17 protein-coding genes are annotated in these 17,042 nt (G+C 51.3%); all 17 read right to left on the reverse strand.

The genetic code is table 11. The features are described from left to right. Positions 1–552 precede the first annotated feature (552 nt). Entirely contained in the window at positions 553–927 is a 375-nt protein-coding gene (locus U9M73_RS11530; protein WP_255315338.1) for a hypothetical protein, read from the reverse strand. A 19-nt stretch (positions 928–946) separates the two neighbouring features. Next, the gene (locus U9M73_RS11535; protein ID WP_127575951.1) at positions 947–1,456 is read right to left on the reverse strand and encodes a DUF6036 family nucleotidyltransferase; all 510 of its coding nucleotides are present in this window, start codon (positions 1,454–1,456) and stop codon (positions 947–949) included. A gap of 377 nt (positions 1,457–1,833) precedes the next feature. Next, entirely contained in the window at positions 1,834–2,130 is a 297-nt protein-coding gene (locus tag U9M73_RS11540) for a hypothetical protein (protein WP_323077374.1), read from the reverse strand. An 83-nt stretch (positions 2,131–2,213) separates the two neighbouring features. Next, positions 2,214–2,531 carry a DUF7678 domain-containing protein gene (locus U9M73_RS11545; RefSeq protein ID WP_009226914.1) on the reverse strand — a complete coding sequence of 106 codons (318 nt, stop codon included), beginning with the start codon at positions 2,529–2,531 and terminating at the stop codon, positions 2,214–2,216. Positions 2,532–2,588: 57 nt separating this feature from the next. Further along, positions 2,589–2,750: a hypothetical protein gene (locus U9M73_RS11550; RefSeq protein WP_164744144.1), complete on the reverse strand. Its 162-nt coding sequence runs from the start codon at positions 2,748–2,750 to the stop codon at positions 2,589–2,591. Between the two features lie 19 nt (positions 2,751–2,769). Beyond that, the gene (locus tag U9M73_RS11555; RefSeq protein ID WP_127575953.1) at positions 2,770–6,033 is read right to left on the reverse strand and encodes a DUF5704 domain-containing protein; all 3,264 of its coding nucleotides are present in this window, start codon (positions 6,031–6,033) and stop codon (positions 2,770–2,772) included. Between the two features lie 276 nt (positions 6,034–6,309). Next, positions 6,310–7,461 (reverse strand): copper amine oxidase N-terminal domain-containing protein, encoded by a 1,152-nt coding sequence (locus tag U9M73_RS11560; protein ID WP_323077377.1) that lies wholly within the window; start codon positions 7,459–7,461, stop codon positions 6,310–6,312. 118 nt (positions 7,462–7,579) lie between these two features. Continuing rightward, positions 7,580–8,560, reverse strand: a complete 981-nt coding sequence (locus U9M73_RS11565) for a hypothetical protein (RefSeq protein ID WP_323077378.1) — start codon at positions 8,558–8,560, stop codon at positions 7,580–7,582. Continuing rightward, a complete protein-coding gene (locus U9M73_RS11570; protein ID WP_323077381.1) occupies positions 8,547–9,095 on the reverse strand; it encodes a hypothetical protein in 549 nt (182 codons plus the stop codon). The genes U9M73_RS11565 and U9M73_RS11570 overlap by 14 nt, the downstream gene beginning before the upstream one ends. Then, positions 9,092–9,490, reverse strand: coding sequence for a hypothetical protein (locus U9M73_RS11575; RefSeq protein WP_178020386.1), 399 nt, complete (start codon positions 9,488–9,490; stop codon positions 9,092–9,094). The genes U9M73_RS11570 and U9M73_RS11575 overlap by 4 nt, the downstream gene beginning before the upstream one ends. Positions 9,491–9,571: 81 nt before the next feature. Next, positions 9,572–10,051 carry a hypothetical protein gene (locus U9M73_RS11580; protein ID WP_009226907.1) on the reverse strand — a complete coding sequence of 160 codons (480 nt, stop codon included), beginning with the start codon at positions 10,049–10,051 and terminating at the stop codon, positions 9,572–9,574. Between the two features lie 87 nt (positions 10,052–10,138). Beyond that, complete coding sequence (locus U9M73_RS11585) at positions 10,139–12,211, reverse strand: hypothetical protein (protein WP_323077383.1); 2,073 nt, start codon at positions 12,209–12,211, stop codon at positions 10,139–10,141. Further along, positions 12,201–14,072, reverse strand: a complete 1,872-nt coding sequence (locus tag U9M73_RS11590) for a pilus assembly protein CpaF (RefSeq protein WP_323077384.1) — start codon at positions 14,070–14,072, stop codon at positions 12,201–12,203. Before U9M73_RS11590 ends, U9M73_RS11585 begins: the two co-directional genes overlap by 11 nt. Positions 14,073–14,075: 3 nt before the next feature. Continuing rightward, a complete protein-coding gene (locus tag U9M73_RS11595; RefSeq protein ID WP_323077386.1) occupies positions 14,076–14,906 on the reverse strand; it encodes a CpaE/TadZ family protein in 831 nt (276 codons plus the stop codon). After that, the gene (locus U9M73_RS11600) at positions 14,896–15,621 is read right to left on the reverse strand and encodes a hypothetical protein (protein ID WP_323077387.1); all 726 of its coding nucleotides are present in this window, start codon (positions 15,619–15,621) and stop codon (positions 14,896–14,898) included. The genes U9M73_RS11595 and U9M73_RS11600 overlap by 11 nt, the downstream gene beginning before the upstream one ends. A gap of 11 nt (positions 15,622–15,632) precedes the next feature. Next, positions 15,633–16,766, reverse strand: coding sequence for an SAF domain-containing protein (locus U9M73_RS11605; RefSeq protein WP_323077388.1), 1,134 nt, complete (start codon positions 16,764–16,766; stop codon positions 15,633–15,635). Between the two features lie 39 nt (positions 16,767–16,805). Continuing rightward, positions 16,806–17,036 carry a hypothetical protein gene (locus U9M73_RS11610; protein ID WP_323077389.1) on the reverse strand — a complete coding sequence of 77 codons (231 nt, stop codon included), beginning with the start codon at positions 17,034–17,036 and terminating at the stop codon, positions 16,806–16,808. Between the last annotated feature and the right edge of the window lie 6 nt (positions 17,037–17,042).

Here is a 17,042-nt window from a genome sequence, read left to right on the forward strand (position 1 = left end):
TATGAGCCCCTCGGACTCCCTTCCCACAGACGGTTCACTTCATCTTCTGGACTTATAGAGCGTCTCTTTACGGGTTTCTAAAAAAAAAAAAAAATCCCGTGTGGGGGAGGGTCTCCCCAGTTCACTGCATTATCTTTCAACCCATGCCGATCCCTCTACGCCGGAGGATTCTTCACTATTGTTCCAAGTTCTGCACAGTTTCCTTGGCCTTCGTCCATATGTCCGGGACTCGGCTTCCTCTTCTTCCCTTCGCAGGGCCTTTTTGTCGACGCGGCAGGATTCACTTGATGTTACGGCCTGGGTTGTTGCTCGCCCGGCCTCTGGCCGGTACTTTCGTCGATGCGCTTTTACGCACAGATTTCGCCATGCGCAAGCATCCTAGCTACAAGAGTGGCTTGGCCCCTCTCTTGGTTGGACTTTCACCAACTAGATAATGCGTGCCTCTGGGCACGCGACATAGAAAAGCCGCCCCGATGGGACGGCTCAACTGTTCCGTATGACTTGTAATTGGCTTACTAGTGAAGCTAGCAAGTAATATTTTGCCTAAACCGCTTATGCTCTGGACAGCGTATTCGCCGTTACAAACAAATTCCGGGTTTTAAATTCGGTCGGGCTTTCTTCCAAAAGAATACGCCGGAGATTACCGGTTGCATTGAGCCAAAAGTGCGGCTCACTCAGTGTATATTGCTTCCGATGAACCCAAGCCGGGCATTCCACTTGATAATCGTTGCAAAGCTTATGTGTCATGGCCGCCAGGAACGGGAGCATGTGGTCTGGAAAGCCGGGATAAGCTTCCGGTTCCCTCTGTACCATGCGAATTCTTTGTTCAGGCGTAGCCCGATAAAAAGCATCGAGAAAATTACCGCAATGAATGGCGAATTGGTCGATATCTGCTGCTGCTTCCCGGGCAATGTCCCACACTGTCATGTCCATCCCTCTTTTCCGATTAATGATTTAGTAGTTCTTCCAACAGATAGGCTGTTCTCGGCAACACCCGGTGTTGAGGATAAAACTGTTCGACTACCGAAAGCGCCTGTTCTGCCGTTCGGATGTTCAAATACCGCAACAGAAAGCGGATATCGTCCACATCCTTGCTTTCATATGTTCGCGCAGCCAAGCACTTCATGGCCAGCATATATTGTGGCGAGGCAGCGAAAATGTCCAAGTGGCTCAGCCTGCGATAAAGCTGGACATCATGCCGACTCGAAACAAATCCCTTTACCGCATTGTTTAACCAATCGGCCGGCAAGCGATACTCATCGGCCACATTTTTGATGATCGCATAAAATTCGCGAGTCGGTGCGAAAATGGCATCGACGTCCTTGGTACTGTCGCGGCTTTGGAGCACTAGACACATCACCGCTCCGCCAAACAAGCAAATTTCGCCGTGTAACTGCTGTTGTTTTAGTTGTTCATTGACTTTTTCTAAATACCTTAAGATTTCTGCACTGCGCAAAACTCCATCTCTCCTTTCATTATAAAAGGGAAATCGCTTTTTCAAAAGAGACTTTGATGGCATATGGCCGTGGCCGTACGGAACGGCTGAAGCTTGCTTGTCGCATTACGCAAACGACCAAAAAAATAAAAAAAATGAAAAACCCGCCAAACGGCGGGCTTTCCGATTAAACGTATTATGAATCGATCGAAGTTTTCTTTGAATTTTGCCAATTACGCATTCAGGCATCTGAGTTGTTTGATAAGTTTCAATCCATGCTTTCGATGGGATAAGTTCAGGTAACCTTTCGTTTGAAATCGGAACAAATCAAGCAGTTCCTCTTCATTACATGAAAATACCCGCCAGAACGCTGGCGGGATAAGTGAAGAATATACGGGCTAAGTCCGTCTGTTAAACGGCGGAAGCTCTTCCATGCTTATGAACATCCCCAGCCCGTCGGAAAGACCGCAAAGGTACCACGCTTCCCGTTCAGCCGAAGCACGTTCGTTCTTATAATCTTCCCACTCGGACAGAATTTGAAATTGCTCTTTCGGCAAAGTCTGACAAAGTTGATCGCGGAGTTCCGCAATCCGCTTATATTCATCTGTCTGACGATTCTGCTGCGCGAATCGGTGATCCAGAACATCCATGCGCTTTTGAAATACCGCCATTAGCCAACCCGGCAATGTTTCCACACCAACCTCTCCTTCCTAATCATTAGGCTGGTGTCGATCTTAACTCTGACGCGCCTCGGTTGGCAAGTCGCTCTTTTAGAGATTCACTCCCGACTTTCCCGATACCGTTTCTCTTCTACCGCCCAGTCCACTTGTTTCCGATCAAAGTGTTCCACCGTCTTCTCAACTACCCGGCGTATGCGGCGATCTTGCGGCGGGCCGCCGTCCCAGCCTCGCTCGTAACAAGCTATTCTACTTCGAAATCCGGATGAGCGATCCGGATACACGTCCAACCGACTTATTCGCCCAAATGCAATCCCGTAAGTGGACGGCTCGTCAAATACTTGTGCCTCCACATAATAGCCGTCCACCTCTCCGACAAATCGTCGTCCCATCCAAACGCTTCCCTTTTCACGAAACATCGGTTTCCTCCTTGTACTAATAAGAAATAGACCTGAACCGTTTTTCCTGATCATGATTTAATCAAGACGATACGGCTTTACAATCACGTTTCGAATATCTCCTTGGGGTGAACTGAGATACGCATCGCGGCGCGCATCTTCCTTTTTCCCTTCGTAGACATAACAGGATTGAGTCCCATCCTTCCACTTAATGGTGACCTCCCATTCCTGTTTTTGCATCGCAGCACCTCCTTGTCGGTTAATGGGTACCACCCGTTCCATAATCGTCATAGGATGATAAATTGGCATGATAAAACACCGCGTCGCCATCCTTCAGTTGGAACGTCACGCCGTACGGATCGGTAAAGCTGCGCTGGAAGCCTTCCATTTGCCACTGGTTGTTGAGTGGGCCATGAATGTATTGCAGATGCGGGTTGTTCAGGTCCTTGTTACGAATCGTTTCTAGGTTGAAATTTACGATAATATATCCGTCCCGCAGGAAAATCGAAGACTTGTCGTTCAACCCGTTTTTACGTCCGTACTCAGCCAGATTGAATCCTTTCGGTACGGCATATGCCGCGGCCGGAATACTGTACTCGCCGAACCAGTGCTGTACCGAAGCATTCGCGCGCGCTGCGTTGACACCGGATGGTACGTTCATGTTGCCGACAAACGTCCGGAGCTGTGAAGGCAGCAGCATAATATCGTACCCGCCAACATAGGTTGGCTTTTGAGCGCTTTTCAGATATTGATTGATGAAGGATTGTTTCGTTCCGCTACTGCCGTTTAAAGCCCACAATGAGCCGGCTGTGTCCATCAACTCCTGCTTGGCTACATTTCGCAACCGGGTATCCAATGTGATATTGCGCCGCTCAACATCCTCGCTCGAACCAACCCGGACAAATTTTTTTGTGTCAGAGTGATAGTACAAGTCTACTTCTTGACGTTTCTTTCCTTGCCGGTCTACAAAATAGAACGTCGGCGTAATTCGAATCCCGTCGCCTGAGCCGAACATATTTCCTTTCGTCATGACTTCGAACTTTACATGATATCCCGTCTTGACGGCCACATTCTTCTTCCCTGTCTCCGGATGGCTGCCCTGCCGAACAGGCAGCGTGAACGGCTGCTTATTGCCGCGAGCCGCACCATCTATATCCTTCATCCCGACCCAATAGGCGTTCCCGGTTGGCGTTGCACTGCCTTTTTGCTTTCGGAATACGGTCTCCCATTGGAAATCAGCGATATCGGTTATGCGGAAATCATACAACCGTCCGATCACTTCTACCGGAACCACTTGAGTAGCCACATGATGCGAAAGGTCCAAATTGGCATTCATCTGCGTCGTAAATCCGGAAGGGCAGTTCTCCGCGAAGGTGCGAAACAGCACCTCATATTGGCCTTCATCGACCCAAACCGGTAAATAGAACGTCGTCTTGGTCTGGGCCACCGGAATCGATGTCCACGTTTCTTTCGGTATAAAGGTTTTCCGGTCCGCAGCATACACATCAAACGGGAACCATACCTGCTTGTCCCGCGTATATTTGGCGTAATCCCGATTGCCGTAGCCCTTGATCTCCCGGTGCTGTCCGCTTGTCGGTACGGTCACCGTAAACGGTCGATCCAAAATAAGCGCGGAACGCCCTGCCGTCGGTTTTGTTTTTTGGTTGTGCGCCTGATCATCCGAAACGGAAGCATAGTTCACCACCGGCGTATGCACGGTCACCGGGTTGATGCCTTTGATCGGAAAGCTCTTGTTTTCACCGCCGCCGATTCCTTTGATTAAGGCGTACGAAATGTTGCCCGAACTTGGCTGGTTGGCCTTGTTTGTTTTCGATGAATCAATCACATATCCCGATCCGTATAGCACATACTGCCCGATTGTCGTCGGAGCCGGAATCGCTCCGGGAGTCGGCGCTTTTTCCTCGACGACTCGATTGTCCATAATGGTCCCTCCATTAAAGACGAGTGAATCGTTCTTTACCTTGATTTTTCCGACGGCCTCCTCCGCTTCCGACTTCCAATCCTCATTCGGAACGGACGGGCGGCTGCTTCCGCCGGAAATGGTTTCTCCGGGCAGCCTCACATTTGAATAAACGGGATCGGTTATATGCGCATTCAACGAAGCGTCGTGTGCTGCGGAAACGGACGGCGGTGTATAACCAGCCGGTTGCAATGTGACCCCACCCGAAGGAAGCGCATAGTTGGTGAAGTTGGCTTTTTGAATGCTATAAACCTCAAGGCGATCAATCAGCCAGAAGCTGTATTTACGTTGCACCGTGTAATTTTTAGTAACCGTTTGGGTATCCGAACGGGATACCGTCCTCGTCGTCGGATTCCCGTTCTCATCCGGGGGACCGGATACCTGTTCCGTCCACCGCAACGTGTACGTCTTACTCACTTGAATCGGGTACGATTTTGTCCCGATCATTTCCAAGAACGTATTTCGATACAAATACGACTTCGCCAAAGCGTTGACGTACAGACTCTCCGATGTGGGTATGCCCTTAAGAACATCAAATTTTTCGGCTCCGCGCGCATCGGCCTGAATCACGGCGGACACCTCCGGATCCATCACGCTTGCTTCCTTTGAATCACCCGGGGTCGGTCTACCGTCACTTCCCGGTTTGCGTACCGTGTGGTTCGAGGTGGAATCGCTCATATTGCCGTCCACATCTTTCACGACAACCGTTATCTTTACCGTGACGCTGTTTCCGGAAGTAAACGGGATTTTGATCGGAAGCGTTTTGGTAGCCGATGTACCGGTAAGCGTTCCTGATTTATCGGCCGGTTGCGTTAGCGCCGCATTCTGAATACTGGTGATTTCATATGACTTTAAGGACTTCGGCGATTTCGCCTCAAAGATAAAATCCCCCTCGACTTCGTTAACCGACCCAGCAACCTCTGCCGGAGCTTCAATCCGAGAGGTTACGGTAACCAAGGAGGTTGACTCTCTATATTCGGCGACAATATCAGCTCCGCTAATGAATACGCTAATGTGCCGGTCAAGCAGATTGTCTTGCCCGATTTCCCGAACATATTGTTTTTTCTCGGGATTATTTTTGGAGACTACATACGATCGGACGATTTCATACGATTTCCCGTTCGATTCCAAGGTTTCGGCGAACGTATGCTCAATCTCTTCTCCAGCTAAAAACTCGCCCTTCCGGAACGTGCACGATGGGTCCGTGATGACCATCCCCGCTTCGGTTTTGCAGACGATATCAACCGGAAAGGACGGACTGTCGTAGGTTACGGGAATCCCAAAATAATTGTCCAGATCGTCGGGATGAGCCCACGGCTGCGCCTTCTTGATCGCATCTAATGTATAGTAAGGCCCTCCGATCTGAGTTCCGTTCCGGGTAACGGTCATGATCGCATAGAGATAGAGCTGGTCGTTCTGTTTAATGCCTTCGAGGCCGTTATCGGTTAACGCTTTTGTCACCTTCGCCTCAGGCACTTCGAAGAACGTGGTGACGGGAGTGCCGGGCGCAGGGTTTGGCGGGTACTGTCCCGTTTGTTCCAACCCTACGACCCTCGCCGATCCCGGGCCGGTCGGGTCACAGTGTTTTCCTTGCGAATCATACGTACACGATGGCGAACTTTCCCGGCGCACTGTCCAACCGACGGTTTTAAAACGAATTCCGGATGATGCGGTTGTACTGGTAATGTTGAACGTTATTTTTCCTTTACTAAATTGAACGTCCGGGACATCTGCATGAGTAATCAAAGGCCAGGAAGACAATAAAAAAGTGCATGCCAGCAGCATGCACAAACCGATTTTTATTCCTCTATTCATCCGTTACTCAGCCTCTCGAATAATATGGTTAAAGAACAAGCTTGCATTCGCACTGACCTTTAACGCCTTCCCCCAGTTCCCGCCAACATTGGTTACCAAGGCAATATCCGAATAGCCTTCATACCAAACTCCCTTTTTAAAAGGAATATCATTTGAAACCCACGTATCGTTCTCCAGCCTCATCTCCCCTGGGAACCACGTATCATAAATAAGTGTTTTATGTTGCTTAAATTGATTGAATTTAACCCTGAACTTGGATCGCACATGGTACCCGCCGAATCCATCCTGATAAATTATGGACGGTTCCGGATCCAAGTATCCCTCAAGAACGATCTGGTTCTTTTTCACCCAGTCCACGTATTCCTTGGCTGCCTTCAACTTTCCGGTATTGCCGTCCGATTGGACTGCGGCCAGCTTTTCGGCCCATGTATCGTCAATTGTACGATAGTCGACATTGAGCCATAACGCCCCGAATGTTTTAAGCCGCCCCATCCAGATGTCAATGTTCTCTTTCTTGAACTCCGGCCAGTTCGCATACATATCGGCCGAGACCGACCGTTCCTCGGGATCGGGGTTGGAAAAGGGATATTTCATCTCATACATTTCATTGGGCACGTCAGCCAAAATATACGGGTAATCCTGCGAATTTTTCGGCAGGTTGGTGGTGCGAATGAGCCGGCCCCATTCATCGTACTTGGCACCAGCTTCCTTCTCCTTTGTGGAAATCACAACGGTTGATGTCGCCCCATCCCAATTGACTTCTACACCCAGTACCTCGCTGACAAAGCGCAACGGGACAAAGGTTCGGCCACCGCTCATAATCGCCTTCGTATCAAAGGTCACGTCTTCGCCATTAACCGTCGCCTTGTTCTCGCCTATCGTCAGGCGGATACGCTGATCCCCCTGTTCAATCGGGACGGTCTTGGTTTGCGGTTCCCAGCCTACCTTCGCTTTCATCTTTTCAGCGACGAAGCGAACCGGAACGAGCGTCCGGTTGTTCTCATCGGAAAACGCTTGGGCATCGGGAAACCAGATTTTTTCGCCATCCATCACGACACTGACAAACGTCGGCGTTTTGATTGCCGCGCTGGAGTTGCCTGCTGCCAGGCCGAACAACGTTATAAACGCGAGGCTCATACTTACCCATTTTTTCATGTCCGGTTCACTCCTTTATTCGAGAAAAAATGTGAATATTAGGAAGAAATCGACGTTATGTCTCCATCTTATAATCCCTGTGCCAACCTGTCCACCCTTGGATAAAAATCGTTTGACATCAATGGTTATTGCTGCATTCCAGCGGCCAATATCCGTTCCGCGCAGCCTCCTTTTCGCTCGCAAACATCTCTTCAACCAGGTAAGTGTAATCGCAGGTGTCGCGGTAATACACTTTTCTGCCGTCTTTCACTGCGCCGATAATCGCCGGCTTTTTCAGCACCCGGCTGCCGCCGAGCGCGTAATTGTTGTACGTTTTGCTTCCCATCGGAATCCCTTGCACAAACGCCATTACGCCGATATCGTCGATCGTGTTATTCCATTCTTCGGCACTGATCGTCGGCAGCGTAAACGTGTAGGAGATGCCGTAGCGGGAAACGTATTGATTATGCCGATTGATTCGGTTTGCCAGTTCATTCTGAATGGCGTCCACGATCGTTCTGCGACGCACCTGTTCGAACAATGCCGCATCCCGCAAGAGAGGAATCGTGTTCTCCACCTGTATTTCCGATCGGAAGCCTTCCCGCCATGTCCCGCTTTCGGCTTCGTAGGCAAGGACGTAATCGTCCAACGTAAAGGACAAACTGTTCCTCTGGCCATCGGCATAAGCATATGGCTTCTTCACTCCCCAGACCGGACGAATTTCCGTTTCTCCGGCCGCATTACGAAACTCTTCCTCTGCATATACCCAGAACCCGTCATAGTCCATCACGATGATCGCGGGAATGTAACGGCGAAGAACGCCTTGCGCTACCGTATCTTCGGCAATGCCGAAGTTCATGTACAGGGTTCGGTAAAACGTATCAATCGCTTCCTCCTTGTTCACCCGTACCTGTTTGACCGATTCATAGCGTGCTTCCTGTTGTTGGTCGGCATTGATCAAAAGCGCCCGCGCCGCATCATCTACCGCTGTATCCAACGCTGCATCGTACCGCAGTTCGGTGAGCAATACCCGCCGCTGGGTATCCGTTTCGATACGATTGATAACGAACAATGGAAATAAGATCAGAACGCCCACGACCGCCCAATTAATCATCTTCATTTCGGACAATGCCTCCATACGGAACGAAGATTTTCTCATTCGGACTGATCGCATGATTCAAAAAATCATGTAGGATAGTTCCATTCGTCCGGTTCGTGTTTTTCACGACAACGGAGAACGTATCTCCGACATGCAGCCGGTAGCGACGTGCCGGATCGTCTTTGCCCGCCGCGCTGTCCGGAAAAAGCATCTTCAAGATTTGTGCATTGTAAAATGTATCGTAATGCACGTCGTATTCGCTACGGAACGTTTCCGGAAGCGTAGGATCGTCATAAACCGGGTTGTACCGCTTTTGTCCGTGCTCCATCTGAACGTCGAAGGTATTTCCCGTCGCATGGATCGCCTGAATAAAATCGTTATACATGGTCGGGGAAATGTAGCCCTTGTCCCGGACCGCATCGACAAACGCAGTTGTCGCCCGCAAGACCACCAGTTCGGATACATCATCCTGCTGATCAAAAGCGGCGGAAACCGGAAAGATATATAATAGAAGAACTGCGATCAGGACAGCAAACACTTTGAGCAGACTGTTCATCCTTCACCTCGCAAAACATAGGCAATCCGCCGCAACTGCCCGTCCGGACCGCGTTCGTACGAGGGTTCATACCGGCTATCCAACCGAATGCTTGATGCTGAGATATCATCCCGCTCCATCGTCGTTGCATATTCAACGCCATTCACAACGATTTCCACCCCAATGTCCCCGATTTGGACAAGCGATTGCAGTACTTCCGCGCCGGATACACTGCCGTCCCCGGCTATCGGGAAAAACGTTTGGTGGACATTTCGTTCCTGTATTCGCTCTGAAACAACGGCCGCATTCAGCGCGGCCGCCCCGCCTTGAAACAGGAGCAGCCCGGCGGTGGCTGCCATCACAAATATAAGACATGCAAAGCTCATATCCATCATGGTTCGTACGGAGTGCCCCATAAGCAGTCCTCCTTTCCGCAAAGCGAAGCGGACATGCCTTTGCGCTTTCAGGTCAAAGGCATGCCGTTCGCCGGTCCGTTCTTACTGTTGCCGGAAGATGATGCCGCGGATCACGTTGCTTTTGTCCTTGATCAGTTGTGCCCTGAACTTGCCGCTTGGGTTTACATAGTTGACGTTAGATTCATCCATCGTGTGATCAAGCTGACCGGGGGCGGCCCCTATGACGGTTCCGTAGGTGATGCTATCCATCGACACGCCGGTATTGATGACTTTACCGTACCATTGGCCGGCCGGATTTTTCCCGGTGATGATTTGGATACCAAACTGGTCCTCCCCGCTGAACTTGCGAATGGCATTGACGGTTTGGCTGCCGGACAGCACCGTGTTGTCGTAGACGGTAAACTGCATTTGCGACAGTTCAGTCTGAAGGTTGGAAAAATTGCTTTGTGCCGTTTTCGTCGAATCCTGCGCGGAAATAAACAGCAGAACGGCCAAGGTGATCAGTGCGACGGCAAGCAAAATGCCGGCCGCCATGACAATCGCTTTTTGAGCGTTGGACATGGAGTTCCCTCTCCTTCTACATTAAATTGATGAGAACGAAAAAAAGCCCTCGCGGTATGCAAGAGCCGGAAACGGCCTTAGAGGCTGTTATTGAATTTTCTGAATCTGCTCGTAATAGACGGTCATCTGCGACAGACTGACATAGACGAGCGGAAAAACAAGATAACCGAAGATAAGGACCATCATCGGTGCGAAGCCGATCATTTTCCCCCACCCGGCTTTTGCATCCAAGAGCCGTTCGTAATCTTGCTTACGCTGTTCCTGCAAGTAGGTTTGCTCAGATTCCAGGTCATCGAACGCGTCCCGGATCGGAATCCGTTCGACCGCCATTTGCAGTTTTTCCACCATGCGAACAAACGGCAAAAACGGGGCTTCCGCTTTCAGATTCTCCAACGCTTGTTCCGCGCCATGTTCATAATGAAGCAGGCAATGCTGAATCGGTGTCTTGAAGATGTGGGCAAAGCGCTCCATCCATTCGAGCATGTGCTCTACCGACATTCGGTCCATTTCGGACAGCATGGCGATCACCGACTGGAGCTGGTCCACTTCATGTTTCATTTCCATCTGCCGCATTCGCCGGCGAAACTGTAGAACGCCGACCGGAGCGTAGTAGCCGACCCAGCCCCCAAACAACGCCAGCATCACCTCCCACCATTTCAAGTATTCGTGGTTCATAGCTTCCATTTTGGACAGAATGCGCTGCGCGGCAGCGAACAGCTCCTCTTCTTCCCGCTGTAACTGCGGGTCGCTGCGCAAAGCGGCACGCACAGCTTCCGAAAGGCCGGTTTTCACCCCCTTCACTTCCGTCATGATCCGGCGATCCAGCACCGACTTCTCCCGGCTTTCCGCTTCTTCCCGGGCGGACAAGCGGCCAAACATCATATCCGGTTTGACCGGTGCATATAACAGTTGGTGTTTGGTGACTGCATGCAACGTGACAAAAAGCCCAAGTGTCAGCAGAAACGCGAGTATGCCGGCTGTCGCGCGCTGCACCCAAAACCATTCCAAGCGGAGCGGCGAGTTTGTTTCGGCTAGCAGCCTCTTGCAGCGCGTGGCTTCCCGCGTTTCCGGATGTGGAACGATTCGGTCAATCAGCCGGCGAACCCACTGAAGTTCGTACGCTTTTTGCTGCCAAGGCTTGCGACGCCGGGGTCTGGTTTCGCCCTCCAACTCCCGCATGTTGCGAAGCAACACATAGGAAACCAGAATGACCAGTAGAAGAGCCACTTTCGTGATCCACCCGAGCTTACCGGCATAAAATTCGTCCATCATCGGAAAATAGTGGCTGGCCCAGCTTTCAATCGGCTTTGTGAACAACATCGGAAAAAGCGCAATCGCCGTCAACCCTTGCAGCAAATAGCTAAGCTTCTCCCGCCGCAAAATTTCCAGGTTCAGTTCGGTCGTCAGTTTGCCAAGCGCCTTCAAGTAGAGCGAACCGGTCTGCAGTTTCTTGTCCCCGTATTCCTTAATCAAATGCGAAATCCCGGCCAACCCTTTCAGAAAGCGATTCGGCGCCACTTCCTCGTAACGTTCCAGCCTCTCGTCCGGTTCGTGGGCGGTCAGCACCTCATAGACTTCCTGCCCGTGCAACGCCATCTCATAGGGCGCAGTTTCCGTCGCATCGTAGACCGCTTCCTCCACCATTTCATGCCGATGGTAATGATGCCGAACATCGGCCATAAAGTGGCGAAGCTGGTGAAGCAGCCGGTTTTCCGCACGATGCACGAACAGATCCGCAAGCATGCCATGTATGGCCCAAATGCCTGTGACCATCATGATCAAAGTCACCGGATCACGAACAAAGCCGATCAGCGGAATCAGAGTGAACGCCAACAGCCCCCATGCCGCAAGCGCAATCTTGATCGTCTCTAGCCGCAGCTTCCATTCATCGTACCGCTCTAGTACCATCAGTCGCTTGCGGATCGTGCTCAGGTAAGCACGAAGCAACGGAACCCGTTCGCAAGCCAAATAGATGTGTTGCAAGATGCTGTAAACCGCTTGTCGATTCGTCGGTTTGCCGGGGAGCCGCAGTTCCTCATATTCGCGGATCGAACCCGCGTCCGTATTTTTGCGGGACAGCCACTGGAATAGCAGGATCGCGGCTAGAAGCAGCACGACCACCCCGCCAAAGACAAGGGAAAGCAACTGGTTAAGTTCCATACCGTTCCCTCCAGTTCTCCGCGAGAAAAGCCTCAAATGCTATGCGATCCGCATCCGACATCTGTTCCCGCATCTCGTTTGCGTTTTGAGCGGATATAGGGTGAATCGCCACATAAGCTCCGTTTTGAAATTCGATCACATTTCGCTCCTCGTACAGCTTCCGGTCAGTGGAACGCTGAAAAAACTCAACGGCCGTTTCCATAAATGCAGCCATCTTGTCTTCTAACTTCTCACCTTGCCGAAAATGGACGGGGTACGCCTTCTCCTGATCGAGCGGTACGCATTCGGTAATGCGCTCAATGTAACGGTGGCCGTTCATATCGCGCTTCCAGTGGATATCGAAGTTAAGTACACTGATCACTTGCTGTTCGGCGATTTTTTCGTTTTGAAATACACCGGTTTTCAGCAGTGAGTTCCGTAAAGAAAACACCAGATCGCGGAGCGTCTTGGCGTGATGGGTGAACAGCGTAAACAGCGAGGCTACCTGCGCCATCTGAATCATCCATGCCGCAACCGGGTCCGTGGCCACCTCGCCGAGAATGTTGACCGTACCATCCGTCTTTTTCTGAATATCCAGCCCTTCCTGGCCGGAAATCGTCTCGGTTTCCCGGAAGCTCAGGATGTTGCGGTCCTTATAGATTTTCCGCAGGTTCAATTCGAAGTTCATCTCCTGGACCCGAATCGTGTACGTAGCGGGAATGTATCGGACCATCGCCATCAAGAGCGTCGTTTTCCCGCTGCCCTGCGCACCGGTAATTGCGGTAATTCGGGCTCCTTTAACGAGATACTGGATGAGCCGGATCGGCAGCTCAGCATTTTGATCCCGGATGAGTTGTTCCAGCGTGGCGCTTTGCACATCAAATTTGCGCAAAAAAAACGCCCACGATTCGCTGAACCGGGGACGCAGCACGACGACGCGGGAGCCGTCGGCCATCTCGTTTACTTTATAGCCGTTGCTCTCCGACAATTGGCCGGGATAGTTGTACTTGTAAATATTTTGGCAGACACGCTTCAGTTCTTGCTCCGAACCAAAGGAGAGGAAGCTAAAGTGAATGGATTTCCCTTTGTAAAAAACCCAAACACTATCGTGAGATTTCGGCACTTCCCGCAATAAGGAGTCGGCCTGGAACTCCCATTCCCCTTCCCATACGGAGGGCGGCAAACCGGATACGCCTCCCGACACGCCGTCGATCTTCATATCCCGGATCTCGTCCACGACACTGAAGCCCTTGTACATTTGATAAATGCGTTGCACGACAATGCTGAGCTTGTCGTCAAAATGCAGCCGCCGCGCTTCTTTTTTGTAAATCTCGTGGATTTCTTCGGCGGTGATCCGATACGATTCGGTCTGGCCGTCTTCAATACCGAGTTTGGGCCGGTCCAGTTTATACTTGCGAATCAACTCCCCAAGCGCATCATACCGGTATCGTTTTTTGTACAGGTACAGCAAAATTTCGAACTGGTCCTGAGGTGAAAGTTCATAGGGGGCGTCGAACGGGATCACCCGGTCGATGTTCGTTTCATTAACCCTGTACTGCTGAACCAGTAAATCCGCCAAATATTGTTTGACGTACGCTTTGTCCCGGATATCTCCGGATGTACAGCCGCGCAGCGCTTTTTTCAGTTCGGCTCGCTTGCTTTTCCGGCGGCGAAACTCCTCCTCGGATAGTCCGAGGTCATGCAGGTTGCCGCTCGTTAGATCGTGTAACGTCTGCATTACAAATGCGGTCAGCGCCTCAATCGTAAAGGTTCGTTCCTGCGGCGGCTTTTCCGCTTTCTGCCCGCTCATGCGAAAATAGATCAGCGCAGTGGTCAGCCCAAGCAACAGAACGATCATGATGCCGTTGATCCAAACGATCATCGTTCACACCCCCTTGCCGCCGAAAAACGGTTTGTTTAACTCGGCTTGTTCGATGATCGCCTGGGCTAGCGCCCGTACGCACTGCATGAATGCATGATGGGCATGATCGCGCGGTACATTACGGTTTCTAAACAGAAAATCGATCGCCCGGCCTTCCTGCGCTGCGTCCATGAACCCTGCCTGATGCGGGACCGGATAAATCGGCATCTTCACCCGATATTTCCGTACCATATTTTTGGCGGTTAGCGCGGAATCACGGTCGTACTGCCCCAAAACAAACAACAGCTTTTTCCCTTTGAGCCAATCCTCACGATGACGAAAGAACCGTTCCAATACAAAACGGTTTTGGTTCAAACTTACGATGACAAGATCGGCGTTTTGAAGAAGCAACTGCGTCCAACCGGACCCGACACCGCTGCCACCGTCAATCAAAGTCAAGTCGTAATAGCGCTTGGCCGAATCGATTAGGGGGGCAAGCATATCCTTCATGCCCATGATCAATGCTTTGTCCGCCTTATTCGAACCGGGCAGTAAATCAAGCCGTTCTTGGAGGAGTGGCAACGTGTAATCGCGAATCATTTCCGGCGAGAGTTTGCCGTTTTGTGCAAGCCGTGCCAAGGCATCGATGCCGGAGTCCGCTGTAAAGGCAAGCATATCTTCGGATCTCCGCTTGATAAGCGCTTGCTCGACTGCCGCACGGCGGCTTTGCAAATGGCCGAATAACACGATTCGGGAGGAATATTCAAGTCCGAGCAGCGCCGCGACGGCGATCAGATTCGTCGTATTGCCCGTTTGACCCGGTACCGGGCTCCAGAAGACGATGTTATGACCCACGAAAATCCCTCCTCGCTCGTTTCCACGCGGCTTTGATCGTTCGCTCATCCAGGCCGAATATATGCTTGGCCATAGAAAAGACCGTATGTCGGTATGCTGGCGACAGCTTTCTTAGTTCAATGCGGCTATGATGCTGGTGATCGATGCGAGCCGAAACATCCCGCTCATCGAACGGGATACGAAACACCGGTTCCTGCCACTCTACAGCTTCCGTTGTCACATGCGAATCGATGTACGACTCCGCTATCGTCGACTGTACGAACGGATTTACCAACTTAAAAAACGGCAGCGGCCGAATGGTGGATTCGTTAAGACAAAGCCGACGCATCAACTCCGCATTTTTCAACATCGCCAGCTTCTCCAAATTACTACACCAGACCCTTTGGTCATAGGATGGCAGATCTTTTCCTTTCACAAATTCGGTATGATCCGTATCGAGCAGGAACACATCGTAAACCGCCCATCCCCCTTCCGTTTGTTTCAGAAAACGGTCCAATTGGCCGAACGTAAGAAACCCTGCCGCGATATCCATACCTTCAAATTCGGTAACGAAAGAAGCCTGCCGTTCATCCGGAGATGGCATAAACCCAAGTATCGATTGCGCGATCGTAGAATCGACGATAAGCACCTTTTGCCCAGCGGCAACCAGCAGTTTACCCAGCACGAGCAGTAAATGGCTTTTATCCGGCGCACCAAGAAAAACGATTTTTTTCATGACAACCTCCTTCAGGATACCTGCGGCTGGTTGAAGACATCGTCCAGCTTGTCCGAGTTGGTCGGCTGTTCGTCGGAAGCGGGCGACTTCGGGAGCAGGGTCGCACCGGACTCGGATGTACCCTGCTGCGGATGGGAAGCCGGTTCTGTCGCTGTCGGCTCAGAAGTAGACGCGGGCTTATCGTCTGATGATGGTATACCGTCCTGCTCCGTTTGTTCCGACGCAGCAGTTTGTTGCTCCGTCGATTGCTCCATCGCATTGCCTTGTTGAGTAACGATCCGATCGTTTTGCAACTGCTGCTGAACGGTGACGCTGCCGCTGACCACCCGCAGTTTGTCCGCATCGCTCATTGCCTTCAAATTGTTATCCAGCCTACTACGCAACTGGCGAGCGAGTTCGGTCTTGGCCTTTTCCAGTACGTTCGGGTCCCTGTCCATCAGATCAAGCACCTTCGGGTTGGCGGGGTAATTGGCGATTGACGCTTCCTGCAGACCCGGTTCGATATAAGGGAGCGCGTACAGCTTGGCCCCTTGCAAATACGCATCGATGATGGCGCTGGAAGCCATCAAGATTTCCGGCTCGTTCATTTCCAGCCGGACGATCATCCCCGAAAGGTCTCGAACCTTCTTTTTGGACAGCACGATATAGTCCTCGCCGGTCGGAAAGTTGATCCGGACATCGACCACCTGATCCTTCTGTAAATGGGTTGGCAGTTGGATGACATTAAACTCTTGCATCCGCAAATCCCTTGGGATCGGCCCCTCTTCATACAGCATGGAAGCGATGAGCGGCGTATTCGACTGCAGATCGATTTTGGCGATCTTTCCGACCACCATCTGCGGATCCTTGAAGCTGTCCGAAGGCACCAAGGCATGGACAACCTCCACCGCCTGAATATCCCCATTTCCAAGCGTCTTTCCCGCAGGGATCGGCCTTGCAGCCACCAGGATTCGCGTTTTGCCTTGTTGTTCGTTCGTTTTCAATTGCTCGATTTGTTGTTCGTAATGAGCCCGGATCTGTTGTTGCAGCCGTTTCTGCTGCGCTTGATGCTGGAGAACAAATATGGTGGAAACTAGGAGCAAAACAAAACTAAAACCGATCGCAATGATGACGATCGGTTTCCGGTAACGGTATAGTAAAGACATCGCCTACCTTCTCCTCTCCATTCAACGTGGTGAAACCGCCTATTGCTTTTCGTGAAACCAGTATGCACGCGTATACAACTGAACGCCGACCCGTGTAGGGATGCCGATACTGGCTTCTCCAGCTCCCTTCCACCCATTCCGGTTCGCCGTCTCTATGGCCATTCTATCCGCCGAACCTTTATATACCTCCTCTTGCGTACCTTCAATGAAGATATACAGACCGCCTCGACCATTGATCGGGTAAATGACCTGTGTTTCTCGGACCTTCATTCGTCT

Source organism: Paenibacillus phoenicis (assembly GCF_034718895.1).
Classification (GTDB): domain Bacteria; phylum Bacillota; class Bacilli; order Paenibacillales; family Paenibacillaceae; genus Fontibacillus; species Fontibacillus phoenicis.